Origin of the sequence: Sphingobium naphthae (assembly GCF_043589935.1) — a bacterium.
In the GTDB taxonomy this organism is placed as follows: domain Bacteria; phylum Pseudomonadota; class Alphaproteobacteria; order Sphingomonadales; family Sphingomonadaceae; genus Sphingobium; species Sphingobium naphthae_A.
This window is the reverse complement of sequence record NZ_CP171457.1, coordinates 22,207-45,549: the sequence shown is the minus strand read 5'-3', so window position 1 is coordinate 45,549 and position 23,343 is coordinate 22,207. Positions and strand designations below refer to the sequence as shown.

Annotated in this window: 29 protein-coding genes and 2 pseudogenes; 13 read left to right on the top strand and 18 right to left on the bottom strand. The window is 63.8% G+C overall.

What is annotated here, in order from left to right:
- The first annotated feature begins 1 nt into the window (after position 1).
- From ACGGKE_RS18220 to ACGGKE_RS18195, 6 genes and pseudogenes are all read left to right on the top strand, one after another.
- A complete protein-coding gene (locus ACGGKE_RS18220) occupies positions 2-1,423 on the top strand; it encodes a bifunctional enoyl-CoA hydratase/phosphate acetyltransferase (protein ID WP_394443383.1) in 1,422 nt (473 codons plus the stop codon).
- Positions 1,420-2,613 (top strand): acetate/propionate family kinase, encoded by a 1,194-nt coding sequence (locus ACGGKE_RS18215; protein ID WP_394443382.1) that lies wholly within the window; start codon positions 1,420-1,422, stop codon positions 2,611-2,613. Before ACGGKE_RS18220 ends, ACGGKE_RS18215 begins: the two co-directional genes overlap by 4 nt.
- Positions 2,610-3,384: pseudogene (gene fabI, locus ACGGKE_RS18210) on the top strand (enoyl-ACP reductase FabI). The gene ACGGKE_RS18215 and the pseudogene fabI overlap by 4 nt, the downstream one beginning before the upstream one ends.
- Positions 3,381-4,601 carry a phospholipase A gene (locus ACGGKE_RS18205; RefSeq protein WP_394443380.1) on the top strand — a complete coding sequence of 407 codons (1,221 nt, stop codon included), beginning with the start codon at positions 3,381-3,383 and terminating at the stop codon, positions 4,599-4,601. Before fabI ends, ACGGKE_RS18205 begins: the two are co-directional and overlap by 4 nt.
- 111 nt (positions 4,602-4,712) lie before the next feature.
- A complete protein-coding gene (locus ACGGKE_RS18200; RefSeq protein WP_394443378.1) occupies positions 4,713-5,108 on the top strand; it encodes a hypothetical protein in 396 nt (131 codons plus the stop codon).
- Positions 5,012-5,265, top strand: a pseudogene (locus tag ACGGKE_RS18195) (hypothetical protein). The gene ACGGKE_RS18200 and the pseudogene ACGGKE_RS18195 overlap by 97 nt, the downstream one beginning before the upstream one ends.
- Before the next feature lie 196 nt (positions 5,266-5,461).
- Here ACGGKE_RS18195 and ACGGKE_RS18190 read toward each other — a convergent pair.
- The 5 genes from ACGGKE_RS18190 to ACGGKE_RS18170 form a co-directional block, all read right to left on the bottom strand.
- Positions 5,462-5,875, bottom strand: coding sequence for a group II truncated hemoglobin (locus ACGGKE_RS18190; protein WP_394443377.1), 414 nt, complete (start codon positions 5,873-5,875; stop codon positions 5,462-5,464).
- Positions 5,876-6,159: 284 nt separating this feature from the next.
- Complete coding sequence (locus ACGGKE_RS18185) at positions 6,160-6,591, bottom strand: hypothetical protein (RefSeq protein ID WP_394443375.1); 432 nt, start codon at positions 6,589-6,591, stop codon at positions 6,160-6,162.
- On the bottom strand, positions 6,588-7,001 hold the full coding sequence (locus tag ACGGKE_RS18180) for a response regulator (protein WP_394443374.1): 414 nt from the start codon (positions 6,999-7,001) through the stop codon (positions 6,588-6,590). Before ACGGKE_RS18180 ends, ACGGKE_RS18185 begins: the two co-directional genes overlap by 4 nt.
- A gap of 85 nt (positions 7,002-7,086) precedes the next feature.
- Positions 7,087-7,701, bottom strand: coding sequence for a response regulator transcription factor (locus tag ACGGKE_RS18175; protein WP_394443372.1), 615 nt, complete (start codon positions 7,699-7,701; stop codon positions 7,087-7,089).
- Complete coding sequence (locus ACGGKE_RS18170; RefSeq protein WP_394443370.1) at positions 7,691-9,190, bottom strand: PAS domain S-box protein; 1,500 nt, start codon at positions 9,188-9,190, stop codon at positions 7,691-7,693. Before ACGGKE_RS18170 ends, ACGGKE_RS18175 begins: the two co-directional genes overlap by 11 nt.
- 447 nt (positions 9,191-9,637) lie before the next feature.
- Here ACGGKE_RS18170 and ACGGKE_RS18165 point away from each other — a divergent pair, with 447 nt between their 5' ends.
- Positions 9,638-10,840: an MgtC/SapB family protein gene (locus ACGGKE_RS18165; protein WP_394443369.1), complete on the top strand. Its 1,203-nt coding sequence runs from the start codon at positions 9,638-9,640 to the stop codon at positions 10,838-10,840.
- A gap of 2 nt (positions 10,841-10,842) precedes the next feature.
- Here the strand turns inward: ACGGKE_RS18165 and ACGGKE_RS18160 are convergent, their stop codons facing one another.
- Entirely contained in the window at positions 10,843-11,022 is a 180-nt protein-coding gene (locus ACGGKE_RS18160; RefSeq protein ID WP_394443368.1) for a hypothetical protein, read from the bottom strand.
- 58 nt (positions 11,023-11,080) lie between these two features.
- Positions 11,081-11,707 carry a hypothetical protein gene (locus tag ACGGKE_RS18155; RefSeq protein WP_394443366.1) on the bottom strand — a complete coding sequence of 209 codons (627 nt, stop codon included), beginning with the start codon at positions 11,705-11,707 and terminating at the stop codon, positions 11,081-11,083.
- 357 nt (positions 11,708-12,064) lie between these two features.
- On the opposite strand from ACGGKE_RS18155, the gene ACGGKE_RS18150 reads away from it, so the two are divergent.
- Genes ACGGKE_RS18150 through ACGGKE_RS18140 form a run of 3 tightly spaced genes read left to right on the top strand, consistent with a single transcriptional unit; the run spans position 12,065 to position 17,054 of the window.
- Entirely contained in the window at positions 12,065-12,574 is a 510-nt protein-coding gene (locus ACGGKE_RS18150; protein WP_394443364.1) for an Hsp20/alpha crystallin family protein, read from the top strand.
- 7 nt (positions 12,575-12,581) lie between these two features.
- Positions 12,582-14,135, top strand: a complete 1,554-nt coding sequence (locus ACGGKE_RS18145; protein WP_394443362.1) for an AAA family ATPase — start codon at positions 12,582-12,584, stop codon at positions 14,133-14,135.
- Between the two features lie 33 nt (positions 14,136-14,168).
- A complete protein-coding gene (locus ACGGKE_RS18140; protein ID WP_394443361.1) occupies positions 14,169-17,054 on the top strand; it encodes a cation-translocating P-type ATPase in 2,886 nt (961 codons plus the stop codon).
- Here ACGGKE_RS18140 and ACGGKE_RS18135 read toward each other — a convergent pair.
- Entirely contained in the window at positions 17,021-17,416 is a 396-nt protein-coding gene (locus ACGGKE_RS18135) for a cupin domain-containing protein (protein WP_394443397.1), read from the bottom strand. The genes ACGGKE_RS18140 and ACGGKE_RS18135 overlap by 34 nt on opposite strands.
- Positions 17,417-17,635: 219 nt before the next feature.
- Between ACGGKE_RS18135 and ACGGKE_RS18130 the strand changes: the two genes are divergently transcribed.
- The 3 genes from ACGGKE_RS18130 to ACGGKE_RS18120 all read left to right on the top strand — a co-directional run bounded on the left by ACGGKE_RS18130 (position 17,636) and on the right by ACGGKE_RS18120 (position 18,547).
- Positions 17,636-17,773: a hypothetical protein gene (locus ACGGKE_RS18130; protein ID WP_394443360.1), complete on the top strand. Its 138-nt coding sequence runs from the start codon at positions 17,636-17,638 to the stop codon at positions 17,771-17,773.
- Positions 17,774-17,960: 187 nt separating this feature from the next.
- Entirely contained in the window at positions 17,961-18,209 is a 249-nt protein-coding gene (locus tag ACGGKE_RS18125) for a YdcH family protein (protein ID WP_394443359.1), read from the top strand.
- The gene (locus ACGGKE_RS18120) at positions 18,209-18,547 is read left to right on the top strand and encodes a TraR/DksA family transcriptional regulator (protein WP_394443358.1); all 339 of its coding nucleotides are present in this window, start codon (positions 18,209-18,211) and stop codon (positions 18,545-18,547) included. The genes ACGGKE_RS18125 and ACGGKE_RS18120 overlap by 1 nt, the downstream gene beginning before the upstream one ends.
- A 45-nt stretch (positions 18,548-18,592) precedes the next feature.
- Here ACGGKE_RS18120 and tnpA read toward each other — a convergent pair whose 3' ends face one another.
- The 10 genes from tnpA to ACGGKE_RS18070 all read right to left on the bottom strand — a co-directional run bounded on the left by tnpA (position 18,593) and on the right by ACGGKE_RS18070 (position 23,335).
- Positions 18,593-19,012: an IS200/IS605 family transposase gene (gene tnpA, locus ACGGKE_RS18115; protein WP_394443357.1), complete on the bottom strand. Its 420-nt coding sequence runs from the start codon at positions 19,010-19,012 to the stop codon at positions 18,593-18,595.
- Positions 19,013-19,150: 138 nt separating this feature from the next.
- Positions 19,151-19,810, bottom strand: coding sequence for a BON domain-containing protein (locus tag ACGGKE_RS18110; RefSeq protein ID WP_394443355.1), 660 nt, complete (start codon positions 19,808-19,810; stop codon positions 19,151-19,153).
- A 216-nt stretch (positions 19,811-20,026) separates the two neighbouring features.
- Positions 20,027-20,659 carry a hypothetical protein gene (locus ACGGKE_RS18105; RefSeq protein WP_394443354.1) on the bottom strand — a complete coding sequence of 211 codons (633 nt, stop codon included), beginning with the start codon at positions 20,657-20,659 and terminating at the stop codon, positions 20,027-20,029.
- A 13-nt stretch (positions 20,660-20,672) separates the two neighbouring features.
- Positions 20,673-21,200, bottom strand: a complete 528-nt coding sequence (locus ACGGKE_RS18100; protein WP_394443352.1) for an RES family NAD+ phosphorylase — start codon at positions 21,198-21,200, stop codon at positions 20,673-20,675.
- On the bottom strand, positions 21,197-21,586 hold the full coding sequence (locus ACGGKE_RS18095) for a hypothetical protein (protein WP_394443351.1): 390 nt from the start codon (positions 21,584-21,586) through the stop codon (positions 21,197-21,199). The genes ACGGKE_RS18100 and ACGGKE_RS18095 overlap by 4 nt, the downstream gene beginning before the upstream one ends.
- A 137-nt stretch (positions 21,587-21,723) precedes the next feature.
- Positions 21,724-22,065, bottom strand: a complete 342-nt coding sequence (locus ACGGKE_RS18090) for a hypothetical protein (protein WP_394443350.1) — start codon at positions 22,063-22,065, stop codon at positions 21,724-21,726.
- A 113-nt stretch (positions 22,066-22,178) separates the two neighbouring features.
- Positions 22,179-22,391, bottom strand: coding sequence for a DUF5818 domain-containing protein (locus ACGGKE_RS18085; RefSeq protein ID WP_394443349.1), 213 nt, complete (start codon positions 22,389-22,391; stop codon positions 22,179-22,181).
- Positions 22,388-22,672, bottom strand: a complete 285-nt coding sequence (locus tag ACGGKE_RS18080; protein ID WP_394443348.1) for a hypothetical protein — start codon at positions 22,670-22,672, stop codon at positions 22,388-22,390. Before ACGGKE_RS18080 ends, ACGGKE_RS18085 begins: the two co-directional genes overlap by 4 nt.
- A gap of 20 nt (positions 22,673-22,692) precedes the next feature.
- Entirely contained in the window at positions 22,693-23,094 is a 402-nt protein-coding gene (locus tag ACGGKE_RS18075) for a DUF805 domain-containing protein (protein ID WP_394443347.1), read from the bottom strand.
- Between the two features lie 37 nt (positions 23,095-23,131).
- Entirely contained in the window at positions 23,132-23,335 is a 204-nt protein-coding gene (locus tag ACGGKE_RS18070; RefSeq protein ID WP_394443346.1) for a hypothetical protein, read from the bottom strand.
- Positions 23,336-23,343 lie beyond the last annotated feature (8 nt).

Genomic DNA, 23,343 nt, shown 5'->3' with positions numbered 1-23,343 from the left:
CATGACTGCCGAGGATATGATCGAGAACCGCACGTTCGACGAACTCAACGTCGGCGACACGGCCAGCGTGACCCGGGCCCTGTCCAAGCGGGATATCCAGCTTTTCGCGCTGGTATCCGGAGACGTGAACCCCGCGCATCTCGACCCCGAATTTGCCGAGACCGACTCCTTCCGTCGGGTAATTGCCCACGGCATGTGGGGCGGCGGCCTGATCTCGGCGGTATTGGGAACCGAGTTGCCCGGGCCGGGCACCATCTATCTTGGCCAGTCTCTGCGCTTCCGCCGGCCGGTAGGGATCGGCGATACGATTACGGCCTCGGTGACGGTCAGGGAAAAGCGCGAAGCCGGTCATGTGCTGGTGCTCGACTGCGCATGCCTGAACCAGCAAGGTGAAACGGTCATCTCCGGCGAAGCCGAGGTCAAGGCGCCGACAGAGAAGATTCGGCGCGCCCGTATCGCTTTGCCTGACATCCGTCTCTCCGATCATGATGGCTATCGCCGCCTGATCGACGCGGTCGCAGGTATGCCCGCACGGACCGCGATCGCTCACCCCTGCACGGCCGCGACGCTCGCGGCTGCCGTCGAAGCTGCCGAGGCCGGGCTGATCGAGCCCATTCTCGTGGGCCCCGAAGTGCGGGTCCGTCAGGCGGCTGAAGCGGCTGGCAAGGACATATCCGCCTTTCGCCTGGTTGGAGCCGCTCACAGCCACGAGTCCGCGGCGAAAGCGGTAGAGCTTGTCCGATCGGGCGAGGCTGTCCTCCTCATGAAGGGGTCGCTGCATACAGACGAACTGATGGGCGCAGTGGTGTCGCGCGCCAGTGGCCTGAGGACCGAGCGCCGGATCAGCCATGCCTATATCATGGACGTGCCCGGCCATCCCGGGCCGCTCATCATCACCGATGCAGCCATCAACATCGCACCGACCCTCGAAGAGAAGGCCGACATCATTCGCAATGCCGTCGATCTGGCGCATGTGATCGGGATCGCCGAGCCTAAGGTCGCCATTCTGTCAGCGGTGGAAACTGTCAGTCCAGCCATGCCGACCACGCTCGATGCAGCGGCGCTTTGCAAGATGGCTGATCGCGGACAGATCAGCGGAGCCCTGCTGGATGGCCCCCTGGCCTTTGACAATGCCATAAGCGAAGCTGCCGCGCGGGAGAAGGGCATCGTCTCTCCGGTGGCGGGCAAGGCGCAAGTCCTGGTTGTTCCCGATCTTGAGGCAGGCAATATGCTCGCCAAGCAACTGACCTTCCTGGGCGGTGCCGACGCGGCTGGCGTGGTCCTGGGCGCCCGTGTGCCGATCATCCTTACCAGCCGGGCGGACAGTCTGCGCACCCGCCTTGCCTCCTGCGCCGTCGCCGTGCTTCTGTCCCGCGCCGCCACAAAGGCGGCGCCTGGCCTTGCGGAAAAGGCGCCCGGATGAGAGCCGTCGTCAGCCTCAATTCCGGATCGTCGAGCATCAAGTTCGGGCTGTTCATGCTTGACGGCGACCGCAATCCGCAGCCTGGCGCCGCGGGCAAAATCGAGCGGATCGGTCTCGATCCGCGATGCAGCATTCGCGACGCGTCAGGCGTATCGCTTGTCGAGAAAGACTGGTTCCAGGACGGCGCGGCATTGACCCATGCGGACCTGCTCTCCTGGCTGTTCGAATGGGCGGCCAGCCATCTTGCCGGCCACGAGGTGATCGCGATCGGCCACCGGGTCGTGCATGGCGGCATCGACTTCGCCACCCCCTGCCTCGTCGACGACTTTGTCTTGGCCGAACTGGAGGCGCTCTGTCCGCTCGCGCCTTTGCATCAGCCGCACAATCTGGCGGCGATCCGCGCAATCCGGTCGATCGCGCCCGCCCTTCCCCAGATCGCCTGCTTCGATACCGCCTTCCATCATAGCCGCCCTGCCCTCGCCTCCCGCTTCGCGCTCCCTCGCGCGCTCCATGACGAGGGGATCAGGCGCTACGGGTTTCATGGTCTCTCCTATGAATATATCGCCCGGCAACTGGAGCAGGTCGATCCGGATATGGCAAAGGGGCGTATCGTTGCCGCCCATCTGGGAAATGGCGCATCGCTCTGCGCGATGGCAGGCGGGAAAAGCGTCGATACGACCATGGGTTTCACCGCGCTCGATGGCCTGATGATGGGCACGCGTTGCGGTGCGCTCGACCCGGGGGTCGTACTTCATCTGCAACTCCAGATGGGCATGAGCGCCAAGGAAGTCGAGACGCTGCTCTACAACCGATCCGGGTTGCTGGGCGTGTCCGGAATCTCCAGCGACATGCGTTCGCTGTCGCAAAGCGACCGTCCTGAAGCGCAGGAGGCTATCGATCTGTTCGCCTGGCGCGCAGCGCGCGAGATTGTCGCCTTGGCCACCTCCCTGGGCGGGCTGGATGGTATCGTCTTCACTGCTGGCATCGGCGAGAATCATGCCGATGTCCGCAGTCGCATCTGCCGTCGCTTGGAATGGCTCGGCCTCGAAATGGACGAACTGGCCAATGCCGCCAACGCCGCTCTTATCAGCTTTCCCGACAGCCGGCTGAAAGTTCGGATCATCCCCACCGATGAGGAACGCATGATCGCCAGTCACACCATCACCACCCTGTTCGGACCCCGCCCATGACGCCGCTCGTCGATCTTCGCGGCAAGCTTGGTCTTGTCATCGGGATCGCCAACGGACACAGCATCGCAGCCGGATGCGCGGAGGCGTTCGCGCAATGTGGGGCGAGACTGGCCGCGACTTATCTCAACGACAGGGCGAGGGACTGGGTCACCCCTGTGACCAACCGGCTCGGCGTCGAATGGACCGCGCCGTGCGATGTGCGCGAACCGGGGCAGCTAGAGGCACTGTTTGGCGAGGTTTCCACACGCTGGGGCGGCCTCGATTTCCTCCTCCATTCCATCGCTTTTGCCCCACGCGAGGATCTACACGGCCGGGTGGTGGACAGTTCGGCCGAAGGATTTGCGACGGCCATGGACGTTTCCTGCCATAGCTTCCTGCGCATGGCGAAGCTCGCCGAGCCGCTGATGACACAGGGCGGCTGCCTGCTCTGCGTTACCTTCTACGGCTCGGAACGCGTGGTCGAACATTATAATCTCATGGGACCCGTGAAGGCCGCGCTGGAAAGCGCGACACGCTATGTGGCAGCCGAGCTCGGCCCCAAGGCCATCCGTGCGCACGCCATCTCGCCGGGGCCGATCGCCACGCGCGCAGCCAGTGGCATCGATCGCTTCGACGAACTGCTTGAACAGGCGGCGAGCAGCGTACCCCGACGGCAACTGGTCGAGACAAAGGATGTCGGAGCCCTGGCAGCGTTTTTTGGTGAGCGACGCAGCGAAACGGATTACCGGCACAGTCATTCCGGTCGACAGCGGCCAGCATCTTCTCGCATGAGCCGACTCATCTTCCTCGCAGTCGCCGGCTGTGCAGCCTCCCTGCCGAATGCCGCAAGCGCTGCGCGGCCTGTAGAAATCCTGATCGGCCATGCGGGCCGGTCGGAGATAGACGGCGCCATTCTGATCGAACTGCGCCTGCTCAACGGCGGCACGGAGCCGCAGTCGGTGGCCCTCCCCAACCGTATCCAGGCGCGTGTCGAGCAGGCAAACGCGCCGCACACAATCTGGCTCAGCCGGGCGGCCACGACACCGGCCAACGTCACCGTGGCGCCAAGTGGGTTTGTTCCCGCAGCCTACGAGATAACGGCAACCCCCGAAACGTCCTTTGATGGCGCGACCATCTCCATTCCAGCATGGAACAGTGCGGCGGTTCGCATAGCGCTTCAACCCGCGCTTGAGTACAGCCAGAGCACGCAAGCCATTGCCCGACCTCCTGTTGAAGCCAGCTCTGAGCAGAGCGCCGCAACCCCGCCGTCCGACCGAGCGGCAGGCAACGCCTTCCTCGCCAATCTTTCCGCCTATGAACCGATCTACGCCGCCTACGGCCCCGGCACGAACAGCGAAGCGCGCATTCAGATCAGTTTCAAATACCAGCTTTTCGGCAGCAGGCAGGCGGAGGGCCTTCCCCGTTCATGGCGGGACGGCCTCCATTTTGCATATTCACAGCGGATGTTCTGGGATTTGGGTGCGGATTCGTCACCCTTTCGCAACATCGATTATCAGCCCGAGCTCCTTTATCTGACCCCCTCGGCGACCTTTTCCAGCGGCACCGCTATAAGCGGCCAAGGCGGCATACGGCATGAATCGAACGGGCGGGACGGACCGGCGTCCCGCAGCATCAACAGCATCTATGTCGCTCCCATGGCGGCGATTCCGCTCGGGGATGGTTACCAATTGTCGATCGCGCCCCGATTGTCGTTCTTCGTCGGCGACAAGTCCGAAAATCCCGACATCCACCGCTATCGTGGCAATACATCCCTGTTTATAGAGGTTGGGGAGGCTGAAGGGCTGCGTCTCTCCACCTCCACCCGTTTCAATTTTTCCAGCGGCAAGGGCGCTATTGCCGCCGATCTCTCCTATCCGCTTGCCAGGCTGCTGGGAGGGGGACCAGATTTCTATCTCTTCGGTCAGAGCTTTGTAGGCTATGGTGAGAACCTGCTCGATTATGACCGTCGCACGTCACGGTTCAGGATCGGATTGGCCCTCGTTCGTTAAGTGCTGCCAGCTCCCGCATCTAGCAAGCGGACTGCCTCGCGACTGCAACCACCGAAGAGATCGAAGCGCGGCCCCGAATGCGTAAAGCAGGTAAAGAAATGGGTCGATCCTGTGCGCGATGCGATCGACACGACAATGGGCTTCACTGCGCTTGACGGCCTGATGATGGGAACGCGCTGCGGGACGCTCGACCCGGGGCTCGTCCTTCACCTGCAAAGCCGGCTCGGCATGAGCCTCGCTGAGGTCGAACAGCTTCTCTACCGCCAGTCGGGCCTGCTTGGCGTGTCCGGGATATCGAGCGACATGCGCGTTCTCTCGGCCGATGGCAGCGCTGCGGCGCAAGAGGCGATCGAACTCTTTATCTGCATGAATTGCGTGAAATCGGCGCCCTCACGGCCTCGCTCGGTGGGATCGACGGGCTGGTCTTCACCGCAGGGATCGGCGAAAACCATGCGGAGGTGCGCGGACGCATGGGCAGGCAGCTTGAGTGGCTCGGCGTTCGAATGACGCCGACGCGAATGCTTCGAACCGTCAGGTCATCAGCGCCGCAGACAGCAGGGTGAAAGTCCTCGTCATTGCGACGAACGAGGAGCAGATGATCGCGCATCACACCGTCACCGTCCTGGCCGAGAGCGATCAGATATGCCCGCGCGGTCGAGCGTGACGGAGCGCAGCCGCGGCCGCGCGAATTTGATTTCGATCAAAGTGATGGATGAAGAGAAGCCCGAGGGTCGAAGCACGGCTTGCGATCATGGAGACTCATATGCTCGGCTTCTTCGGTCAACATTTCGTCTATCTGGTGCTCGGCGCCTTTGCCACGTTCGCGGTCGTCATGGGCTACGTCTCTATCGCGGACAATCTCACCCGCCGCTAGCCGGCCGTCCTGCCATCGCTTGCGCCATCCCGGAGAGCGCCTCGACCATGCGCGCGCCCAGGCCTGGATTGATCGGAGCCTCGGCGACCGCGCGCCGCATCGCGTCTATCCATTGATCCGCGGTTTCTTGGTCAATCGGCATTTTCGCATGCGCAGACATCACGCAGACGCCGGGATGTTCGGCAAACCAGTCGCGGGGTCCGCCGAGCCAGGCGTTGAGGAAACCTGCCAGTGAAGCGCGCATCGGCGCGAGGTCTTCGGCATGGAGCATCCGCAGCGCCGCGTACGCGGCATCGCTCTCCATCAGAGCGTAGAAGCGCTCCACGACCTGGCGGACGACGGCGGCGCCGCCGACCATCTCAAACGGCGTCTGCTTCTGTTCGATCACGCTGGTCGCCATGCCAACTCCTCTGCTGCTGCCCTCCCCGGTCCTCGGACGAGATGCACTCGATGGAGAGCTTAGATAACCGGCTGATCCGCCGATTTGATCGGAATCAATGTCACCGCGCGACCGTCTCCAATTCGGTAGAATCTGGATCTTGTCGCGGTGGGTCGCGGACGGGAATCCAATATGCTTGGATGAGGTGCGTCGCGTGATGTGCCTCCTGCGCGATATCCGCCGATAGCGAACGAGCGCACGTGCCTAGCGGCGAGCGCACCCACCGCTCAATCCAGCACTTGGGATTAGTGACGTGTCGCAGCACGCTTGGCCGAACGCGGCCGGGGTGCGAGCGCTTCCAACAGCACTTGGACCAGCCGCGCTGCCGTATAGGGCTTGACGAGGATGTCGACCACACCGCGCTGCATCGCGGCGACGACCCCTCGCACGTCAGCCCTGCTGAACTGCACGAGCAGCGGAGCGACACGCACCAGATCGTCGTTGTCGGCCAGCGACTGCATCAACGCGGCGTCCGCCTCGTCCGCATCGAGCAAGAGGAGGCAAGGCGCCTGGGTCAAGCCGGCACTCCGAAAGGCGGCGAAGCTAGGGTAGCAATCCCGCCACGCGATGCGGTCGTTCCGAACCTGTCGGGCGGTCTCAAACCGGCTTTCAGGACCAATGCCGATCAGTTGGGCGGGCAGCACGCCCTCGCCTGTCAAATGACGGCTTGAGCTCATGTCACGCTTTGCGCGACCGGGCCGACCAGCTTGGTCAGCGTGTCAATCAGCACATGTTCGCGAAACGGCTTGTCCAGAACTATGCTGTAACCCGCGTCCGCAGCGGCTTTCGCGAGTTGTGGCGAAGGGAAGGCGGTGATCAGAATGGCTGGACCAGCCCATCCGCGGGACCGTAGACCGGACAGGACGTCCAGCCCGTCGAGATCGTCCATATTATAGTCGGCCACGATGCAACAGGCCTTGTCCGCCAAGGGATCGGCCAGAAGAGCGGCACCGGCGGCATAGGCACGTACGTCGAAGCCCTTGGCTTGCAGGAGCAGTTGAAGCGAACGCCGGACGCCAGCGTCGTCTTCCACCAGCAGCAACCTGGGTCGCTCCTGAGCGGTACATGGTTTGATCTTGCCGGCCATGAAACATCACCACATGCAGCGTCATTGCTGGTTGGTCGGCGATGTCACCAATCCGCGAACCGGTCGCTACGTAATGGTCCCGATGCTAGCCATTGACCCCCGCCGCGAAGGCGATGCGCAGTGCTTCGGACAGGCTCCTGACGTTAAGTTTGGTCATGAGATTGGCGCGGTGCACCTCCACCGTGCGCGGCGAGATGCCGAGATCATAGGCGATGGTCTTGTTCGGAAGACCCTGAGCCAGCCCTTTGAGAACATCCTGCTCGCGCGAGGTAAGTGCTGCAATCAGCACGGCGGCGTCTGCAGCCCGGCTGGCGCGTCCTTCGGCGTCGGTTATCTTTTCGAACGCGGCCTCAATGGCGCTCAGCAGCACGGCCTTTTCGAACGGCTTCTCGATAAAGTCCACCGCGCCGGCCTTCATCGCGCGCACGGCGATGGAGACATCGCCATGACCGGTCAGCACAACGACGGGCATGGCCACGCCGCGTTCGCTGAGCCTTTGCTGCACCTCAAGCCCGTCCATTTCGGGCATCCGCACGTCGAGAAGGATACAGCCGGTCTCGACATTCTTCACGTTCTTCAAGAACTCGACGCCCGAGGTCCAGGTCGACACCGCAAAGCCAGAAGTCTTGAGCATGAAACCCGCCGAACGCCGGATGGCGTCTTCATCGTCAACTACATGTATCAGTCTCTTATTGTCCATCCAACTTCTCCGGCTCCACTCTTACCAAAGTGAAATTGAAACGAGTACCCCCGCCGGAGCGGGGCTCCATCCAGATTCTGCCCCCATTGGCTTCGACGATGGTGCGGCAGATGGAAAGGCCGAGGCCCATGCCCTCGCTCTTCGTGCTGACGAACGCCCTGAAGAGCTGGGTAGCCACGTCGGGAACCACACCGGGACCGGTATCGGCCACCGTCACGCGAACAAATCCGGGCTGATCGGCTCCCGTGCTGACGCTCAGCACCCGCTCGTCACTGTCGCCCATGGCTTCCACGGCGTTGCGGATCAGGTTGACCAACACCTGCTGGATCTGGATCTTGTCCACGAGAACGTCGGCCGCATCATGGTCGATGTCGAACCTGGCCTCTATCGACTTCTCGCTCGTGCCCATCAGGCCGAACGCGGCGGCTTCGTTGATGAGCAGCGGCAGCTTCTCGACCGTCTTCTCAACTTCGCCTCTCGCCACGAAATCCCGCAACCGGCGGACGATATGGCCTGCCCGCATGGCCTCGCCGGCGGCATCCTGGAGCGCGTCGCGTATCATCGGGACGTCCTCGGCGTCGAAATTCTCGAGTAGATCGCGCACTGCCTCAACATAGTTGGCGACCGCGGTGATCGGCTGATTGAGCTCATGCGCGAGCGTCGAAGCCATCGTTCCCATGGCGCTCACCCGCGCGACATGGATGAGCTCGGATTGCAGTTCCTCGAGCTTCTCCTGCGTTCTTTGCCGATCGGTGAGGTCGCGGATGAAACCGGTGAACAGGCGCTGCCCCTCACCGGTCGCCTCGCCCACCGACAGTTCCATGGGGAAGGTCGAACCGTCCTTGCGCTGCGCGAAGACCACCCGGCCGATGCCGATGATGCGTCTTTCCCCGGTCTGGAGATAGCGCTCGATATAGCCGTCGTGCCGCTCGCGATCCGGCGAGGGCATGAGGATGCTGACGTTCGAGCCGACGACATGAGCCTGATCGTAGCCGAACAGCCGCTCCGCAGCCGCGCTGAAAGACCGGATGATCCCGTGGTCGTCGATCACGATCATGGCGTCGGGAACCGTCGAGAGGATCGAGCGCAAGTGATTTTCGCTGGTCCTGAGTGCTACATCATTGGCGCGTTGATCGGTTATGTCGCGAACGACGACGGCAAAGCCCCGCAGTACGCCCGCGGGACCGTGAAGCGCGGTCGTCGAGATATGTGCTAGGAATTCGCTGCCGTCCTTGCGGACCCGCCAATCGTCGCGTTCGAGATTGCCCTGCGCCCGCGCAACGGCCAGGTCGGCCGCCGGGCGGTCGAGCTTGACGGCGTCGGCGGGGTAGATGATCGCCTCCGATTGACCTAGCGCTTCGCTCTCGGACCAGCCCATGAGCCGTCTGGCGCCCTCGTTCCAGACGAGCACTTCCCCGTTCGGATCGACCATGTAGATCGCATAGTCCCTGACGCCGTCGATCAGCAGCCTGCACTGGTCGGTGGTCATGGCAAAACCGCCGCTTTGCGCCCCGCGCCGCACGGCCAAACCGAACGGCGCGCAGCCGTCATGCTGCCGGCCGTGCTGCGGCCCTGCCTCGCCCGCTTGCGCAAGGCTTCCAAATTTTCAGTCATCACACGCAAGATGCCCTGCCCCGCCGACGCTCCTCGCCCAACCATAGCAACACCGCAACGATGCGACCACCGCAACGCTGTCGCTTTCCTTCAATTGGACACGTCGCTACGAATGGCCATGGGACAGGGCCAGATCGAAAACAGAAGGCCAAGCAATAGGGGCAGACAGGAAGCTGGTTGCGCGAAGTAAGTATGGGACGGATCTCTTCAGTCACGCCGGACTCGTCAAAGTCTCGTCCACCTCACGCGGGTGGGTTTTGAGCACATGATAGGGCTTGATTCCTCGGTGATCCGAGGACTATCCGCCGCCCTCGCGGTCGGCATGCTGATCGGCATCGAGCGGGGATGGCGTCAGCGGGACGCCTCGGATGGGAGCCGCGTCAGCGGTCTTCGGACCTTCGCGCTGCTTGGCCTGGCGGGGGGCCTTGCCGGTCTCCTCCCGGATTTGATCGCGGCAGCGGTTTGCTTCGCGGTGCTCGCGAGCCTGGTCTTGGGATACGGCAGCACGCTGCAGCGCCAGGCTAGTCTCTCGGTCACGAACACGTTGGTCGCGATCATCACTCTGGCGCTCGGCGTCCTGGCGGCAAAAGGGCAGGTGACGGAGGCCCTGGCGGCGGCGGCCGTCATAACGCTGATCCTGTCGGCGCGCGAGCGCGCCCACGCGATGCTGAAAGGCATGACGGAGACGGAAGTCGAATCGATCGCCCGTTTCGCGCTCGTCGCGCTCGTCGTCCTCCCGCTGCTGCCCGACGCGACCTATGGTCCCTACGATGCCTGGAACCCGCGCCAGATCTGGATGGTGGTCGTGGTCGTGCTGGGGCTGTCGTTTGTCGGATATGTCGCCTCGCGTCGCCTTGGACCCGAGCGCGGAATCATGGTGACGGCGCTGTGCGGCGCTCTTGTCTCGTCGACGGCCGTGACCGTGGCCTATGCCCGTCGGCTGCGCAGCGGTGACGGGCCGTCGGGGCCGCTGATCGCCGGAATCGCGCTTGCCTCCCTCGTGATGTTCGTGCGCGTGCAGATCCTGGCGATCGCGCTGGTTCCCCACGCGGCCCGCTCGCTCGGCATCGCCATGATTCCGGCGCTGGCGGTCGGATCCCTCACGACCTTGCTCGCGCTGCGGTCGGGACGAACGGCGCCGGTTGCTGAAGTCTCGCTCGGCAATCCGCTCGATTTCCGCCCGGCGGTCGTTCTCGCCGGCCTTGTCGCCGTCATGGCGGTGGTAGCGCGCTGGGCGCTCGCACGCTTTGGCGACGGTGGGATCGTCGTGGCGCTTGGGCTGACGGGGCTGATGGACGTCGATGCCGCGATTCTCACCTTGGCCGGCTTGCCGCAGGGCACGCTCGATGCCGAGACGGCCGGATTCGTGCTGGCGGTTCCCGTCCTTGCCAATACGGCATTCAAGGCCATCCTTGCCTTCAGCCTCGCCGGCCCGAGCCACCGGGGCTGGAAGGCGGCAGCGCCGCTCATCGCCTCGGTGTTCGCCTCCTCGATCGGCATCGGGGCTGCAATGTCGTTGCTATGACCTCACAGCCCCGGCGGCAGCTCGGGCGGCGTTTCACCGGGACGATCGATATCTGGCTGGTCCGGCGGGATGGTCGGATCTTCGGGCACAGGCTCCTCATTGGGCTGCGGCGCAGCTGGCCATTCGGGGGGCGCTTGCGGCTGAATAATATCGGGTTCGGGAGCGCCAGGTTGTGTGCCCATGGTCCATCCTTTCGCGAGCGTTGGAATGAGATAGAAGCTCTTGTGCTTTGTGGTTGCCTTACGTCCGGCGCTCCCGGGGCGGGATCGACCGATGCTTACGCTTGGCTGTCTGCCTCGCCGCGATCGCCGCGGCCGCGCCCTCCGAGGCGGCTGGGACACCCGAGCCGAGCGATAGGGTCAAGGGAAGAGCCAAAGCGGCCATATGGTTACCCGGTTCGTCGTCACGCCAGTATAGCTGCGCGTGAGCCTCCTTCCTTAATCGGGCCACATGCGGTCCGCCTGCATCCTCCGCGGCTGGGCCGGCAATACCGGAAGGAATTCCGTCGCTAAGGGGAGCAAGCCAATCCCGCTCCGCTTCGGTGATGACGACCCAGACCCGCCGGCCGGTTTTTCGTGTGGCGAGAAGGAGGCGCTGCGGCGCGGAGGCCGCCCGCCAGACGTCTTCCAGAAGGTCCCGGATTGCGGCGTCGAGGCATGGCCGGTCCAGCCTTGCAACCGCCTTGTCCTGCGCGGTCTCGATCTGGATGTCGCACCGCGACGCCCATTGCGCGCGCAGCACCGATCCGAGGTCGGCGAGATAGCTGTTGAGGTCAAAGGAGCGGTTCCTCCTTTCGCCCCGATGCATATGATCGGAGGAAGCGCTGGAACCGGGTGACGTCTCGGTTTCCACATCCGGACTCTTCACGAGATTTCCCCCCTTCTACAACCGCGACGGTGATGACGATCGGGCGATACAGGCTTTGCTTGTATTCACGCTTAGGTCGCATCGCCGACAATTTCTGCCCCGATATCCGTCCTGCTTCGCGTGCTGAGAAGACAAAGCATATCCGCAAACGTCCCAATGTCGGAGGCGTCAATTCCCCGATCAACGTGTCTTGAAAAATGCCGCCTTCGTAAACTTCCTGATGGAGCCGGCCGCGAGGCGCCATAGAATTCCGACTGCCCGAGCGCTCGCATCGGCGGAGTCGCTTCCGTGCCGGCTGCCGGCCGGACGAGGCGCCTTGGTGCGAGCGCTCGCGGCCGGCTTCGAAGGAGATGTGCCATGAACGAACCAACTTCTCTTCCCACCCGGAAAGCGGCACCGTCGGCCCCGGTCCGGACCGCTTCGCCGTTCGGCGCGCCCATGGATTGGCTGCGCTCGGAGATCGACCAGCTGTTCGACAGCTTCGGGCAGCCCGCCACGAGCCTCTTCAATTTCGGCAGGCTGTCGCCATCCGCGCCCGTTCCGGCGGTGGAACTGGTGGAAGACGGGAAAAGCTACAAGCTCACGGCCGAGCTTCCGGGACTTACCGAGCAGGATATCGACGTCAGCGTCGCCGGTGATGTTTTGACCATCACGGGCGAGAAGAAGGAGAGCCGTGAGCAGGAAGAAAAGGGTGTGCTGATCAGCGAACGTCGCTACGGCTCGTTCCGGCGGCAGATCCCGCTCCCGGCCGATGTCGATCATCAGGCCATCACCGCGCAATTCAAGGATGGTATTCTCAATGTAACGCTGGCGAAGGATGAGAATGTCCCGGCGCGGAGCCGCAAGATCGAAATCGGCAAGGGATGATGATTGCATGAACCACGCGACGGAACCGGCCCGATCTGCGGAGTGCCAGGCTGGTTCCGTCGCCTTTCTCGAATCCGAGGGCGCGCTTTGCGCCGGCGAACGGGCGCGCCGCATCGATACGCATGCGGCGCATATTTTCCTGGCCGGAGATCGTGCCTGTAAGCTCAAGCGCGCGGTCAATCTCGGATATCTGGATTTCTCGACGGTGGAACGGCGCCGCGCCGCGCTCGAGGCTGAGCTCGCGCTGAACCGCAGGACCGCGCCGGATCTCTACATTGCCGTCCAACCGCTGTGCCGGGATGCATCGGGCGCTTTCCACATCGGCGCCGGCGGGCAGGTGGTCGACTGGCTGCTGGAAATGCGCCGCTTCCCTGATGATGCGCTGGTCGAACATGTCGCTCGTGACGGCCTTCTTACCGAAAGGCTGATCGCGGCGCTCGCCGAGCGGATAGCGGCTTTTCATGAGACTGCCGAAGTGTGCTGCGACGGGTCGGGGTACGCCCGGCTGATGGACGTCATCAAAGGCAATGCGGAGAGCCTTGCACGATACCCGCAGATCATCTCCCCCGCAGCGGGCGCTCGCCTGATCGATACTCAGGACGAGGTAGCCGCGCGTCTGGCATCGTTGCTCGACGCGCGAGCCGGCAGCGGTCGCGTCAGGCATGGCCATGGCGATCTGCACCTTGGCAATATCGCCGTCGTCGACGGTCAGCCGCTCCTGTTCGACTGTCTCGAGTTCGACGCGCGGCTGGCAACGACCGACGTCCTTTACGATCTTGCCTTTGTGGTCATGGACCTGTGGAGCCGCGGCCTTCCGGCCGAGGCGAACATCCTGTTCAATCGCTATGTCGATCTCTCGCCCCAAGACGAAACCGGCGTCGCTCTGATGCCTCTGTTCATGTCGGTTCGCGCGACGATCAGGGCGCATGTTCTGGCGGCCCAGGACGCACATGGCGCCGATAGACGGATTGCCGAGCGAATGGGGGACTATCTCCGCCTCGCGGAGGCTCTGCTCACGCCAACGGGCGCGCGGCTTGTCGCCTTCGGCGGACTGTCGGGAACGGGCAAGTCGACGATCGCCCGATCGGTCGCGCATGCGCTGGGCCGCGCGCCCGGCGCGCGCGTGCTGCGATCGGATGTCTTGCGCAAACGCCTTGCCGGCGTGAAGCCCGAAGCGCCGCTTCCCAAGGCCACCTATACGCCTCAGGCGAGCGCAGAGGTCTATCGCGAGATGGATCAACTCGCCGGGATCGTGCTCGATGAGGGACAAGCGGTGGTCGCGGACGCCGTATTTGCCGCCCAGGCCGAACGCGAGGCGATCGAGCATGTGGCGAGGGCGAGACATGTTCCGTTTGCCGGCCTGTGGCTCGAGGCCCCGTTGTCGGTGCTGCAGGCTCGCATAGCAGGGCGGACCAATGACGCGTCGGACGCGGATGGCGCCACCGTGCAATTGCAGGCCAGCTACGATATCGGTGATCTCGGCCGGTGGCAGCGGGTCGATGCGCAAGGCCCGCCCGCCGATTGCGCGGCCAGGGCACGAACCGCTCTCAGCCTCCCCTAACTGACCTGCGCGAACGATGGAGGACACCAGCGCATGAGCGGAACGACTATCGATGGGCTTCCTCATGCCCTGTCGGCGCACGCGGTGGTCGCCGCGCTCGGTTCTGACGCCGCCGCTGGACTGAGCAGCGGCGAGGCGGAACGACGTCTGGATATTTATGGCCCCAATACGCTTGAGGAACGTAAGCCCGTATCGGTCCTGCGGAAGCTCCTGAACCAGTTCAGCGACTCCCTGGTCCTTCTGCTGATCGTCGCGGCCGGCATTTCGGGCGCGCTCTGGTGGATCGAACGCGATTCGCCCGCGCCACTCGAGGCTTTCGCCATCCTTGCCATCGTGCTCCTCAATGCCGTGATGGGCTATGTGCAGCAGGAGCGGGCGGACCAGGCGGCGGCCGCGTTGCGGCAGATGACGGCCAAATATGCCAGTGTGAAGCGCGACGGCGAGACCACGCAGATACCGGCCACAAAGCTCGTGCCGGGCGATATTCTTCTTGTCGAAGAGGGCGAAACCATAGCCGCCGACGCAAGGCTGATCGCATCGGCGGGTCTGCAGGTCGCCGAGGCGCCGCTGACCGGCGAAAGCATTCCGGTTGAAAAGAGCATCGAGCCCGTTCCCGCCGCCGCCGAACTCGCGGACAGGGTCGACATGCTGTTCAGCGGCACTGCGGCCACGGGCGGTCACGGACGCGCGATCATTACCGCGACCGGGGAGCGCACCGAATTCGGCCGCATCGCTGGGCTGCTTGCCGCCACCAAGGATACCCGCACCCCGCTCCAGCTTGAGCTGGACCGGGTCGGCAAATGGCTGGGCGCGATCGTGATCTTCATTGCCACCATCATGATCGCCACCCTTTATCTTACCCGCGACGTGTCCGGCATGGCGGCGACCTTCCAGATCTTCATCCTCGGCGTCGCCCTCGCCGTCGCGGCCGTGCCCGAGGGATTGCCGGCCATCGTAACGGTGGTCCTCTCGATCGGCGTCCAGCGAATGGCGAGGCGGAACGCCATCGTCAGGACGCTCGCCGCCGTCGAAAGTCTGGGGTCCGCCGACATCATCGCCACCGACAAGACGGGAACGCTGACGCGCAACGAGATGACGCTCCGGACGATGGTCACGGCGAGCGGCATCGCGCGCGTCTCCGGCACGGGCTACGCGCCGTCGGGCGAGGTGCGTACCGAGGACGGGCAACCACCGGCGGGCGCGCTGCAGGCAGAGGTGGAGGCGCTGCTAATCGCGGGCGGGCGCGCCAACAACGCCGCACTCATCGCCGGCGATGGGCGCTGGATGATCCGGGGCGACCCAACCGAGGGCGCCCTTGTCGTTGCCGCGCGAAAAGCCGGGTTGGACGCGGACATTCTCGAAAAGCGCCTGCCCCGGGTCGCGGAGGTTCCGTTCTCGTCGGAACGCAAGTTGATGAGCACCGTGCATCGAGAAACGGACGGCTCGGCTGTCGTCTTCACCAAAGGGGCGCCCGACGTCCTTCTGGGGCTTTGCACCGGCGAGTGGAAAGGCGGCCGGGTAGGCCGGCTGGAGCGCGCGCGACGGGACGAGATCCTGCAGGCCGTGGAAGAAATCGCGGCGCAAGGCCTTAGGCCGTTGGGACTGGCGAGGCGATCGATCGCCGACGCCTGCGTGCCCGCCGGAGCTGCGGACATCGAGCGCGATCTCGTCTTTCTGGGGTTGGTCGGGATCATGGATCCGCCGCGAGACGAAGCGCGCGCCGCTGTGGAGGCCGCCCATCGCGCCGGTATCCGGCCGATCATGATAACGGGAGATCACCCGGCGACGGCGCGCGCGATCGCGGCCGAACTCGGCATGGATCGCACGGGCGCGGTGGCTACCGGCCACCAAATCGGCGCGATGACCGACGACGAGCTCGGCGCACTGGTCCGCCGGACGTCGATCTACGCCCGCGTCGCGCCCGAGCATAAGCTCAGGATCGTGCAGGCCCTCCAGCAGCACGGCTTGATCGTCGCGATGACCGGCGACGGCGTGAACGACGCGCCGGCGCTCAAGACCGCCGACATCGGCGTTGCCATGGGGGTAACCGGCACCGATGTGGCCAAGGCAGCGGCGGATATCGTCCTTGCCGATGACAATTTCGCCACCATCGTTGCCGCGATCGAGGAAGGTCGCGGCATATTCGCCAACATCCGCAAGTTCCTGTCCTATCTTCTGTCATCCAACATCGCCGAGGTTGCAACGATGTTCCTTGGTCTGCTCCTCGCCGGCCGGATCGGGCTTTCCGATCATGCGGATGGCGCTTTCGCGCTGCCTTTGCTCGCGGTGCAGATCTTGTGGATCAACCTCATTACTGACGGCGCCCCAGCGCTCGCGCTGGGGCTGGACCGTGTCGGCGGATCGGTCATGGACCGGCCGCCGCGCCACGCCGATGAGAAGGTGATCACGCCGGCGATGTGGTTGCGGATCGTCGCATCGGGCTCGCTGATGGCGCTCGGCACGCTTGGCATGTTCGACGCATCCTTGCCCGGCGGCCTCATCGCTGGAGACGGCTCGCTTGCCTATGCCCAGACCATGGCCTTCACGACGCTGGTCCTGTTTCAGCTCCTCAACGCCGTTGTGATCCACGCGGGAAGCAGAAGCGTCTTTGGGGGGCACATCCTTGCCAACCGCTGGTTGTGGCTGGCGCTCGGTCTGTCGCTCCTGCTGCAAGTCGGCGTAGTAGAAATTCCGCTGTTACAGGCTGCCTTCTCGACGGTCCCACTCGATGCTGAAGACTGGCTGCGTTGCGTCGCGGTCGCGAGCGCGATCATCTGGGTTCGCGAGATCGGTCTGGCGGCCGGGTTCCTCGGCGCGCGTTTGCGGCCAACATCGCATAGGGCGATGCAAGGCGCCCTTGAATCGCACGCGGCGGGCGACAGACCTCACTCGGTGGTGCGGCCGTCGAAATGCTCGTGATGGGCTTCCGCGTCCGCCTTGCTGTGATGGACCGTGCCGTCCACATGCTCGGGCGGTCCGTAGATCGTGTAGAGCCGCAACGGTGTCGCGCCGGTGTTGACGACATTATGCTCGGCGCCGGCCGGCACGATGATGGCATCGTCTTCCTTGATTGAGGTTCGGACGCCGTCGATGAGGACCTCTCCCTGGCCCGCTTCCACCCGGAAGAACTGATCGCGATCGTCATGGATTTCCATTCCGATCTCTTCACCCGGCTCCAGCGCCATCAGCACCAGCTGCAGATTGCGGCCGGTGTAGAGAACCCGACGGAAATCGTCGTTGTCGACCGTCAGCTTTTCAATATCGGCGATGAAACCTTTCATGACGAACTCCTGCATGGTTTTGGTCAGAGCTAATGATCTGCCGCTTTGCGCAATGATCGATCACCTCGGCCCGGCTCTCCTTCCGGTATTATACTTATCTGCCGCGGGCGATGGACTCGCATTTCATCCGCAAGGCGCGGGCCACGCTTCCGTATATTTCCCAATAGGGCAGCGCGCGCGGCTTCCTGATGATGGTCTTCGTTCTGGAAGGAGGCGACGATGCGCATAGCGACAACAAATCATTTTCTATTCCGCCGTAACCGGCCCAGCGAAGCGCAGCTGCGCGCGGGGCTTGGGATCGGCCTGTTGAGCCTGGTCCTTGGTACGCAGTTGATGTGGTCGCTGTTCGCGCCATGATCAGTGAAGTGTGTGCCTGCATGGCCGATGGCGAACGGCAAGGGATGGCGTTCCGAGTCGTTCACGCGCCCTAAGCGCCAAGTTGCTGAGGGTGCGCCAGACCTGAGAACCGAGGGAAATCCCGTAAGGACACAGGCGCGCAGCCCTGCAATTCTTTTGGGAACTGAATGAGCAAAGGGGACAAGATGTGAGTGAGAATGGACATGATCTGCAGGCGGAATTCCCTGAACACCGCGCGATCCTCCACACGCTCAAGATCGAGAGTGCTGCCTATCGCGACCTCGCCGCGCGCTATCATGCGCTCGCTCAAGAAATTTCGCGCATCGAGGCCGGCATCGAAGCCGCATCCGACGAGCGCTTGGAAGATCTCAAGAAGCGTCGGCTCCAGCTTCTCGACAATGTCTCGTCGATGATCATGGAAAGAAAGGCCGCCTGATGACGGACCTTCGGGCAATCCGTGCGGACCTAGAAACCCGTCTCACCGGCCTACGCGCGCGCGTATCGCAGATCGAGACGGATTTCCGACAGCCGCTTGACGACGATTTCGCCGAGCAGGCTGTCGATCGCGAAGACGACGAGGCGCAGGACGCGATCGAACTGGCCGCACTTGCCGAGATCGAACTGATCGAAGAGGCGCTGGCGCGGATCGAGGCCGGTTCCTACGGGGTCTGCGCATCCTGTGGCGAAGAGATCGCACCCAAGCGGCTCGCAGCGCTGCCAGCCTGCCGCCTCTGCATCACCTGCGCCGAAGGCGCGGAAAGCCGGGCCGCCTAACGCGCGGCACCGGTCTGAATGACTGACCGGCTGACGCCGGTAGGATCAGTCGGAGGGGCTGAAGCCGTTTTTGTGGCCATGCCTGTCGATGTAGCGCAGGATAGTGTCATCGGTGATGTTGCCGGAGGTGGTCGAGAAGTAGCCCCTCTGCCAGAAGCGTTGTCCCCAATATCTCTTGCGAATATGCTCGAACTCCTGCTGGATTTTACGCGATGACCGCCCCTTGGCCCGGCGAACGAAGTCGCTGACCGAAACGTGCGGCGGGATTTCGACAAACATATGGACATGGTCGCGAGACAGGACGCCGTGGACGATCGTCACGCCCATTTCAGCGCAAACCTGCTTGATGATCTCGCGGACTCGTAACCGCACTTCGCCATGCAACACCTTGAACCGATATTTCGGTGCCCAGACCAAATGGTAGCGATGGTGAAAAGTCGTGTGACATCCGCTGCTGTAGCCCATAGCCTGCTATCCTCGGAGAAAATGAACTCTCGCCCTTGAGGCTGTTCATTTTCTCCGAGGATAGCAGGCTACTGGCCGAGTCGGTGGCTGAAGCCAGTATCCGACTGAAGTCGGAGGGGTTTCTCCCTATGGAGGACTCTAAACCTCAACCCCCACTTCGATTTCGTTGCGGACATCCGTCACGCCCGGCGCCGCCCATGCGGTGGCGGCAGCGACCTGGCGCTCGTGCGGCGTCTTGGCTGCGCCGCTCAGATAAACGGTACTGCCTTCGACGCGAACATCGATCGTCCTGGGGTCGAAAAACCAAGATCGATGCAAAGCGTGCATGATGTCGTCGCTGATGAATTCAGCGTCCACGGTTCTCTTGATCGCGATAGCGTTGGTGATCCCTGTGACGCCCTGAAGCCGCTGCAGATCATGCTCGGCATTTTCGCGCTGATAGTGCCAGTCCACCGTGCCGCTGAGCGTGATCCAGCCATCTTCGACGGTCACATGAACGGTGCCGCGCGGAATGGTGACATCCCAGTCCAGCCTTGTAAGCGCCGCGGCGGCGATCTCCCCGTCATCCCTTTGATCGTCGACAGGAAGACGCACCTCGATTTCCTGGGCAACTGCTTTCACACCTTTGACGCGGTGAGCGGCAAGCGCGGCGGCATGCTTTTGCGCGTAGCTTTCGACATGTCCGGTTAGCGTGACGACCCCATCAGCCACGGTTACGCCGATATGGCCAGCTTCCAGGCGCGGTTCCCAGCGCAACTCGTCGAGTACGGATTCTTGAACATGGCGGTCGCTGGACATCAGGATTCTCCAAGTTGTTCGGACGCTATTATGGCCCTGTGACAATTTCATGAGATTTGCGGAAAGAAAGAGAGGCTCAAGCCAGACTCGCCCACCGGTGAGCTTTCTAGCCGGAGGCCTGCTCATCGATCTGTACAGCCTGATCGGATTGATGTGCCTTCCGAAAGATCAGCGACACTGGCGGAGCGATAAAATTGCGCGGTGGACGGCGCCGTTCTACGCGGTTGCCAAGTCCTGGACGGGCATGATCTCGACCAGCAGGTAGCGCAATGCGCCCGGACCGTCGGTCCACTCGAACGCATAGTCGTTTGTCAGGGTGATCGGGGGGCCGTGCGGGTTGACCGTTCGATAGGTCATTTCCGTGCCCTTGGCATAGCTCCGGCCATGCCGGAAGTCGAAGTCGTGCGTATCGGTCGAGTAGGCCGCGTGGCTCACATAGTGGGGATGGTCGGTAGCGACCAGCATATAGGCGATGTCGGCTACATCGCCGCAGCCTTCGAGCCGCGCCATGTCCTTGAAGACGTCGTAGCGATTATTGGGCTCGCGTTGATTGACCTTCTTGAAGAATTTGACCTCAAGCGCGCATCGCCACTCGGAATTGCCAGACCGAATTGCGAACCAGATGTCGATGCGACCACGCCTTGCGCGGCCGACCAATGGCTTTTCCAGTTCGATGGAGAAGGTCTCGAGCGGGCTGACGATCGCCAGGTCGGCGGCCGTCGTGATGATGCGCCCGAGGTGCAGCTGGAACGTTGCCTCGCTCTCGCAGGCGATACGGCCGCCGTCGATCTGCGCGAACAGGGTCGGCACGGCGAGTTTGACGATATTTCGGATACGCTCGATGGACATGCGCGCTCGCTCTTCAGGCAGGCCAGGAGGCCTGGTCCTTGGGGAGCCGGCCGTCCGGGTCGTGGACCGCCAGCTGGTCGGTCGCGGTGAAATTCGAGTGGAAGAGAACGAGATTGGTGCCGCCGGGATGGCGGAGCGAAGGAAAGAGGATGCCCTTATGGCCTTCCGATATGATCTTGTCGGCCAGGGTCCAGGAAGGCGGGGTTTTCCGGTCGATGCGTGCGATCTTGCGCCAGGGACAGTCCCAGCTTGCCCAGTCGCTCGTCCAGTCGTCGGGATCGTAGCCGCCCGACAGATCGACCACGTTTTCGATCGAGGCGACATAGCTTGCGAGCGTTGCGGGCGGGACCAGCGAGGAGTCCTGCCGATACTCCTCGAGCGCGGTCTGCGGCGCCTGCGACAGATAAAGCGCTTCGACACCTGCCCGGTTGAACCGGCCGCCTTCGGAAGCGGCGCCGGCGCCGCTCAATGGCACAAAGGCCCATTTGGGGGTCAGATACCGGTAGAAGATCGCGTCGGGACCAAGCGCAACGATCTTCACCCGCTCGCGCCATTCTCGAGATCGCGCAGATGCGCCATGATGGCGTCGGCATGCCCCTCGGCGACGAGCTCGGCGGCGGTCTTGTGGTCATAGTCGGCGATGGGTTCGTTGCGATACCAGAAGATCGCCTTCGAGACGTCGCCGGTGAGCGCGGCCGCCGCGGAAATCACCCGGACCATTTCGCGCAGCTTGTCCTGCAGGCGCTCGGACGCGGGATTGCGCAAGGTGTTGCGATGCACGCCGGCAAGGCCCGCCAGGCTCGCGACCTGGACGCCGAGCGCGGCGGAAAAGCGCTTGGGCGAGATATAGGGCGTGCGCGGCTCCTGCAGGCTCTCGACGAACCCGGACACGGCGGCCGTGCGACGTTCCAGCGATGCGATGTTCATAAGCCAGCTCCTGATTGAGCTATCAATTGCACGTTATTTGCACATTTTCAAGGCCAGGTTGCGCCCAAACCTTGTGCCATCTAATTGGGGAACGTTCCGGACCCGCAAGGTGCGATCCGCATGGCGAGCAAGCAAATCTAGGCCGGAGAGATCCCGATCGAGAACAGCACGATCGCGAGCGTCCCGACGCCGATCTTCAGGTTGGCGAAGGTTCGCGCCGGTCTCCCGACGCGCCACCGCTTGCCGGTCCGGTCCATGCTGGTCAACAGCCCCAGCAGGCCGTCGCCGCCGAGGCATATCGCAAGCAGTAACAGCAGGACCGCGAACAGGCGCAAGAAGCCGTGGGGCGAGAGCGGCGCGACCATGAAGGCGAGGACGAGGACGAGCGTGCCGAGGCCATAGGCGGCATAGCCCAGGTCGAGCAGGCCATGCAGCCTGCGCGGGCCGCGCCAGGCGCGCAGCGAGCGAAGAAGCACCATCGGCCGCCGGCAGAGCCGGCAGGAGCGCACGAGAGCATGCCTGGGCCAGTGATCGATAGGGTGCCCACAATAGGGGCAGCCCGGTCGGCGCTCGGGAAAGGCGCTGGTCCGCGTCAGCATGGCCGCACCGGTGCCAACGGCGCGAGGTAGTAGGCGGCGATCGCCGAGCCGCGACGGATACCTTCGACGGTGACAGCACGGCCGAGCAGGTGATCGAGCGCTTCCTCGTAGATCAACCGCCAGGTCGTCCCGTCCTCGATCCGCAGCAACGGACCGCGGGGGCTCGGCTCGACGATGCCGGCAAGGCGCATGGTGACGGCGGTCATCGCATGGCCTCCGTCTGGTTGGCGCCGATGGCGTGGTAGCGGGCTGCTTCGCCGGCGGACAGCCCGTTGAAGCAGGCGATGTCGCAATGGAGCAGCGGCCGCCCATCGGCATGCATTTGCTGTCCGTCAAGGTTCAGGGGCCGCCGCGCGAGACGCTGGCATGGTGCGTTCGCCCGGTTCCGCCAGGCGCAGGGCACGGCCAGCGGCGTGAGCGCGGGCGACGGCAGATCCTCTGCCTCAAGCGGCGGGAGGTCTTCGAAGAGATCGTGCTGGAGGTCCATGGGGATCATCTTTCGTGGCTTCAGGCCGAGACGGGGTTGCCGAACCGGTTGGGGCGTCGCGACCCGGGCTCGATGCAGAGCCAGAGCTGGGCGATGATCGATCCGGCAGCCGCGCCCATGGCGAGGGCGGAATGGCTGTTGAGGGGGTCGCCGCTCAATTCGGCGAGGCCGATCCAGATGCTGTTAAGACCGGACAGGCCCACGTCGTGAAGCCGCTTCACGGTGACGGCGATCGCCGTCCAGGCGGCCAGCAGCGCGAAGCCGAGGGCCGCGATCGACTGGACCGGCGCCTGGCGCAGCACGGTGATCGGGTCATAGGGAATGAAGCCGACGGCCATGGCCCAACCGACCAGAGCCAGCAGGACGAACGGCCCGCGTCCCGTCCGTCCCTTTATCGAGAACAGCACCTCGCCTATGTCCATTCCCGCTCTCCTCTCTCGTCAAGGCGGCGCAGGCGCTTCAGCCCCAGCCATCGCGGCGGCCCTCGCCGCCGTCGCGCAGCCTTCGGCCGTCCAGCGCCGATCGCCGGATCTCGAGCTCGACCTGCTCGCCTTTGCGGCGCGTGCGGATGTCGCGTGGATCGATATTGTTGGCCCGCGCGAAGTCTTCGGCCGCGCGCTCGCTGCCGAATTTTCCCGCATCGTCGAAATCCCATCCGGACATGGCTTGTC

Coding starts and splice junctions, on each gene's coding strand:
- ACGGKE_RS18220 (WP_394443383.1), top strand. CDS start 2: ATGACTGCCGAGGATATGATCGAGAACCGCACGTTCGACGAACTCAAC.
- ACGGKE_RS18215 (WP_394443382.1), top strand. CDS start 1,420: ATGAGAGCCGTCGTCAGCCTCAATTCCGGATCGTCGAGCATCAAGTTC.
- ACGGKE_RS18205 (WP_394443380.1), top strand. CDS start 3,381: ATGAGCCGACTCATCTTCCTCGCAGTCGCCGGCTGTGCAGCCTCCCTG.
- ACGGKE_RS18190 (WP_394443377.1), bottom strand. CDS start 5,875: ATGGCGACCAGCGTGATCGAACAGAAGCAGACGCCGTTTGAGATGGTC.
- ACGGKE_RS18185 (WP_394443375.1), bottom strand. CDS start 6,591: ATGAGCTCAAGCCGTCATTTGACAGGCGAGGGCGTGCTGCCCGCCCAA.
- ACGGKE_RS18180 (WP_394443374.1), bottom strand. CDS start 7,001: ATGGCCGGCAAGATCAAACCATGTACCGCTCAGGAGCGACCCAGGTTG.
- ACGGKE_RS18175 (WP_394443372.1), bottom strand. CDS start 7,701: ATGGACAATAAGAGACTGATACATGTAGTTGACGATGAAGACGCCATC.
- ACGGKE_RS18170 (WP_394443370.1), bottom strand. CDS start 9,190: ATGACCACCGACCAGTGCAGGCTGCTGATCGACGGCGTCAGGGACTAT.
- ACGGKE_RS18165 (WP_394443369.1), top strand. CDS start 9,638: ATGCTGATCGGCATCGAGCGGGGATGGCGTCAGCGGGACGCCTCGGAT.
- ACGGKE_RS18160 (WP_394443368.1), bottom strand. CDS start 11,022: ATGGGCACACAACCTGGCGCTCCCGAACCCGATATTATTCAGCCGCAA.
- ACGGKE_RS18150 (WP_394443364.1), top strand. CDS start 12,065: ATGAACGAACCAACTTCTCTTCCCACCCGGAAAGCGGCACCGTCGGCC.
- ACGGKE_RS18145 (WP_394443362.1), top strand. CDS start 12,582: ATGAACCACGCGACGGAACCGGCCCGATCTGCGGAGTGCCAGGCTGGT.
- ACGGKE_RS18140 (WP_394443361.1), top strand. CDS start 14,169: ATGAGCGGAACGACTATCGATGGGCTTCCTCATGCCCTGTCGGCGCAC.
- ACGGKE_RS18135 (WP_394443397.1), bottom strand. CDS start 17,416: ATGAAAGGTTTCATCGCCGATATTGAAAAGCTGACGGTCGACAACGAC.
- ACGGKE_RS18130 (WP_394443360.1), top strand. CDS start 17,636: ATGCGCATAGCGACAACAAATCATTTTCTATTCCGCCGTAACCGGCCC.
- ACGGKE_RS18120 (WP_394443358.1), top strand. CDS start 18,209: ATGACGGACCTTCGGGCAATCCGTGCGGACCTAGAAACCCGTCTCACC.
- tnpA (WP_394443357.1), bottom strand. CDS start 19,012: ATGGGCTACAGCAGCGGATGTCACACGACTTTTCACCATCGCTACCAT.
- ACGGKE_RS18110 (WP_394443355.1), bottom strand. CDS start 19,810: ATGTCCAGCGACCGCCATGTTCAAGAATCCGTACTCGACGAGTTGCGC.
- ACGGKE_RS18105 (WP_394443354.1), bottom strand. CDS start 20,659: ATGTCCATCGAGCGTATCCGAAATATCGTCAAACTCGCCGTGCCGACC.
- ACGGKE_RS18095 (WP_394443351.1), bottom strand. CDS start 21,586: ATGAACATCGCATCGCTGGAACGTCGCACGGCCGCCGTGTCCGGGTTC.
- ACGGKE_RS18090 (WP_394443350.1), bottom strand. CDS start 22,065: ATGGTGCTTCTTCGCTCGCTGCGCGCCTGGCGCGGCCCGCGCAGGCTG.
- ACGGKE_RS18085 (WP_394443349.1), bottom strand. CDS start 22,391: ATGACCGCCGTCACCATGCGCCTTGCCGGCATCGTCGAGCCGAGCCCC.
- ACGGKE_RS18080 (WP_394443348.1), bottom strand. CDS start 22,672: ATGGACCTCCAGCACGATCTCTTCGAAGACCTCCCGCCGCTTGAGGCA.
- ACGGKE_RS18075 (WP_394443347.1), bottom strand. CDS start 23,094: ATGGACATAGGCGAGGTGCTGTTCTCGATAAAGGGACGGACGGGACGC.
- ACGGKE_RS18070 (WP_394443346.1), bottom strand. CDS start 23,335: ATGTCCGGATGGGATTTCGACGATGCGGGAAAATTCGGCAGCGAGCGC.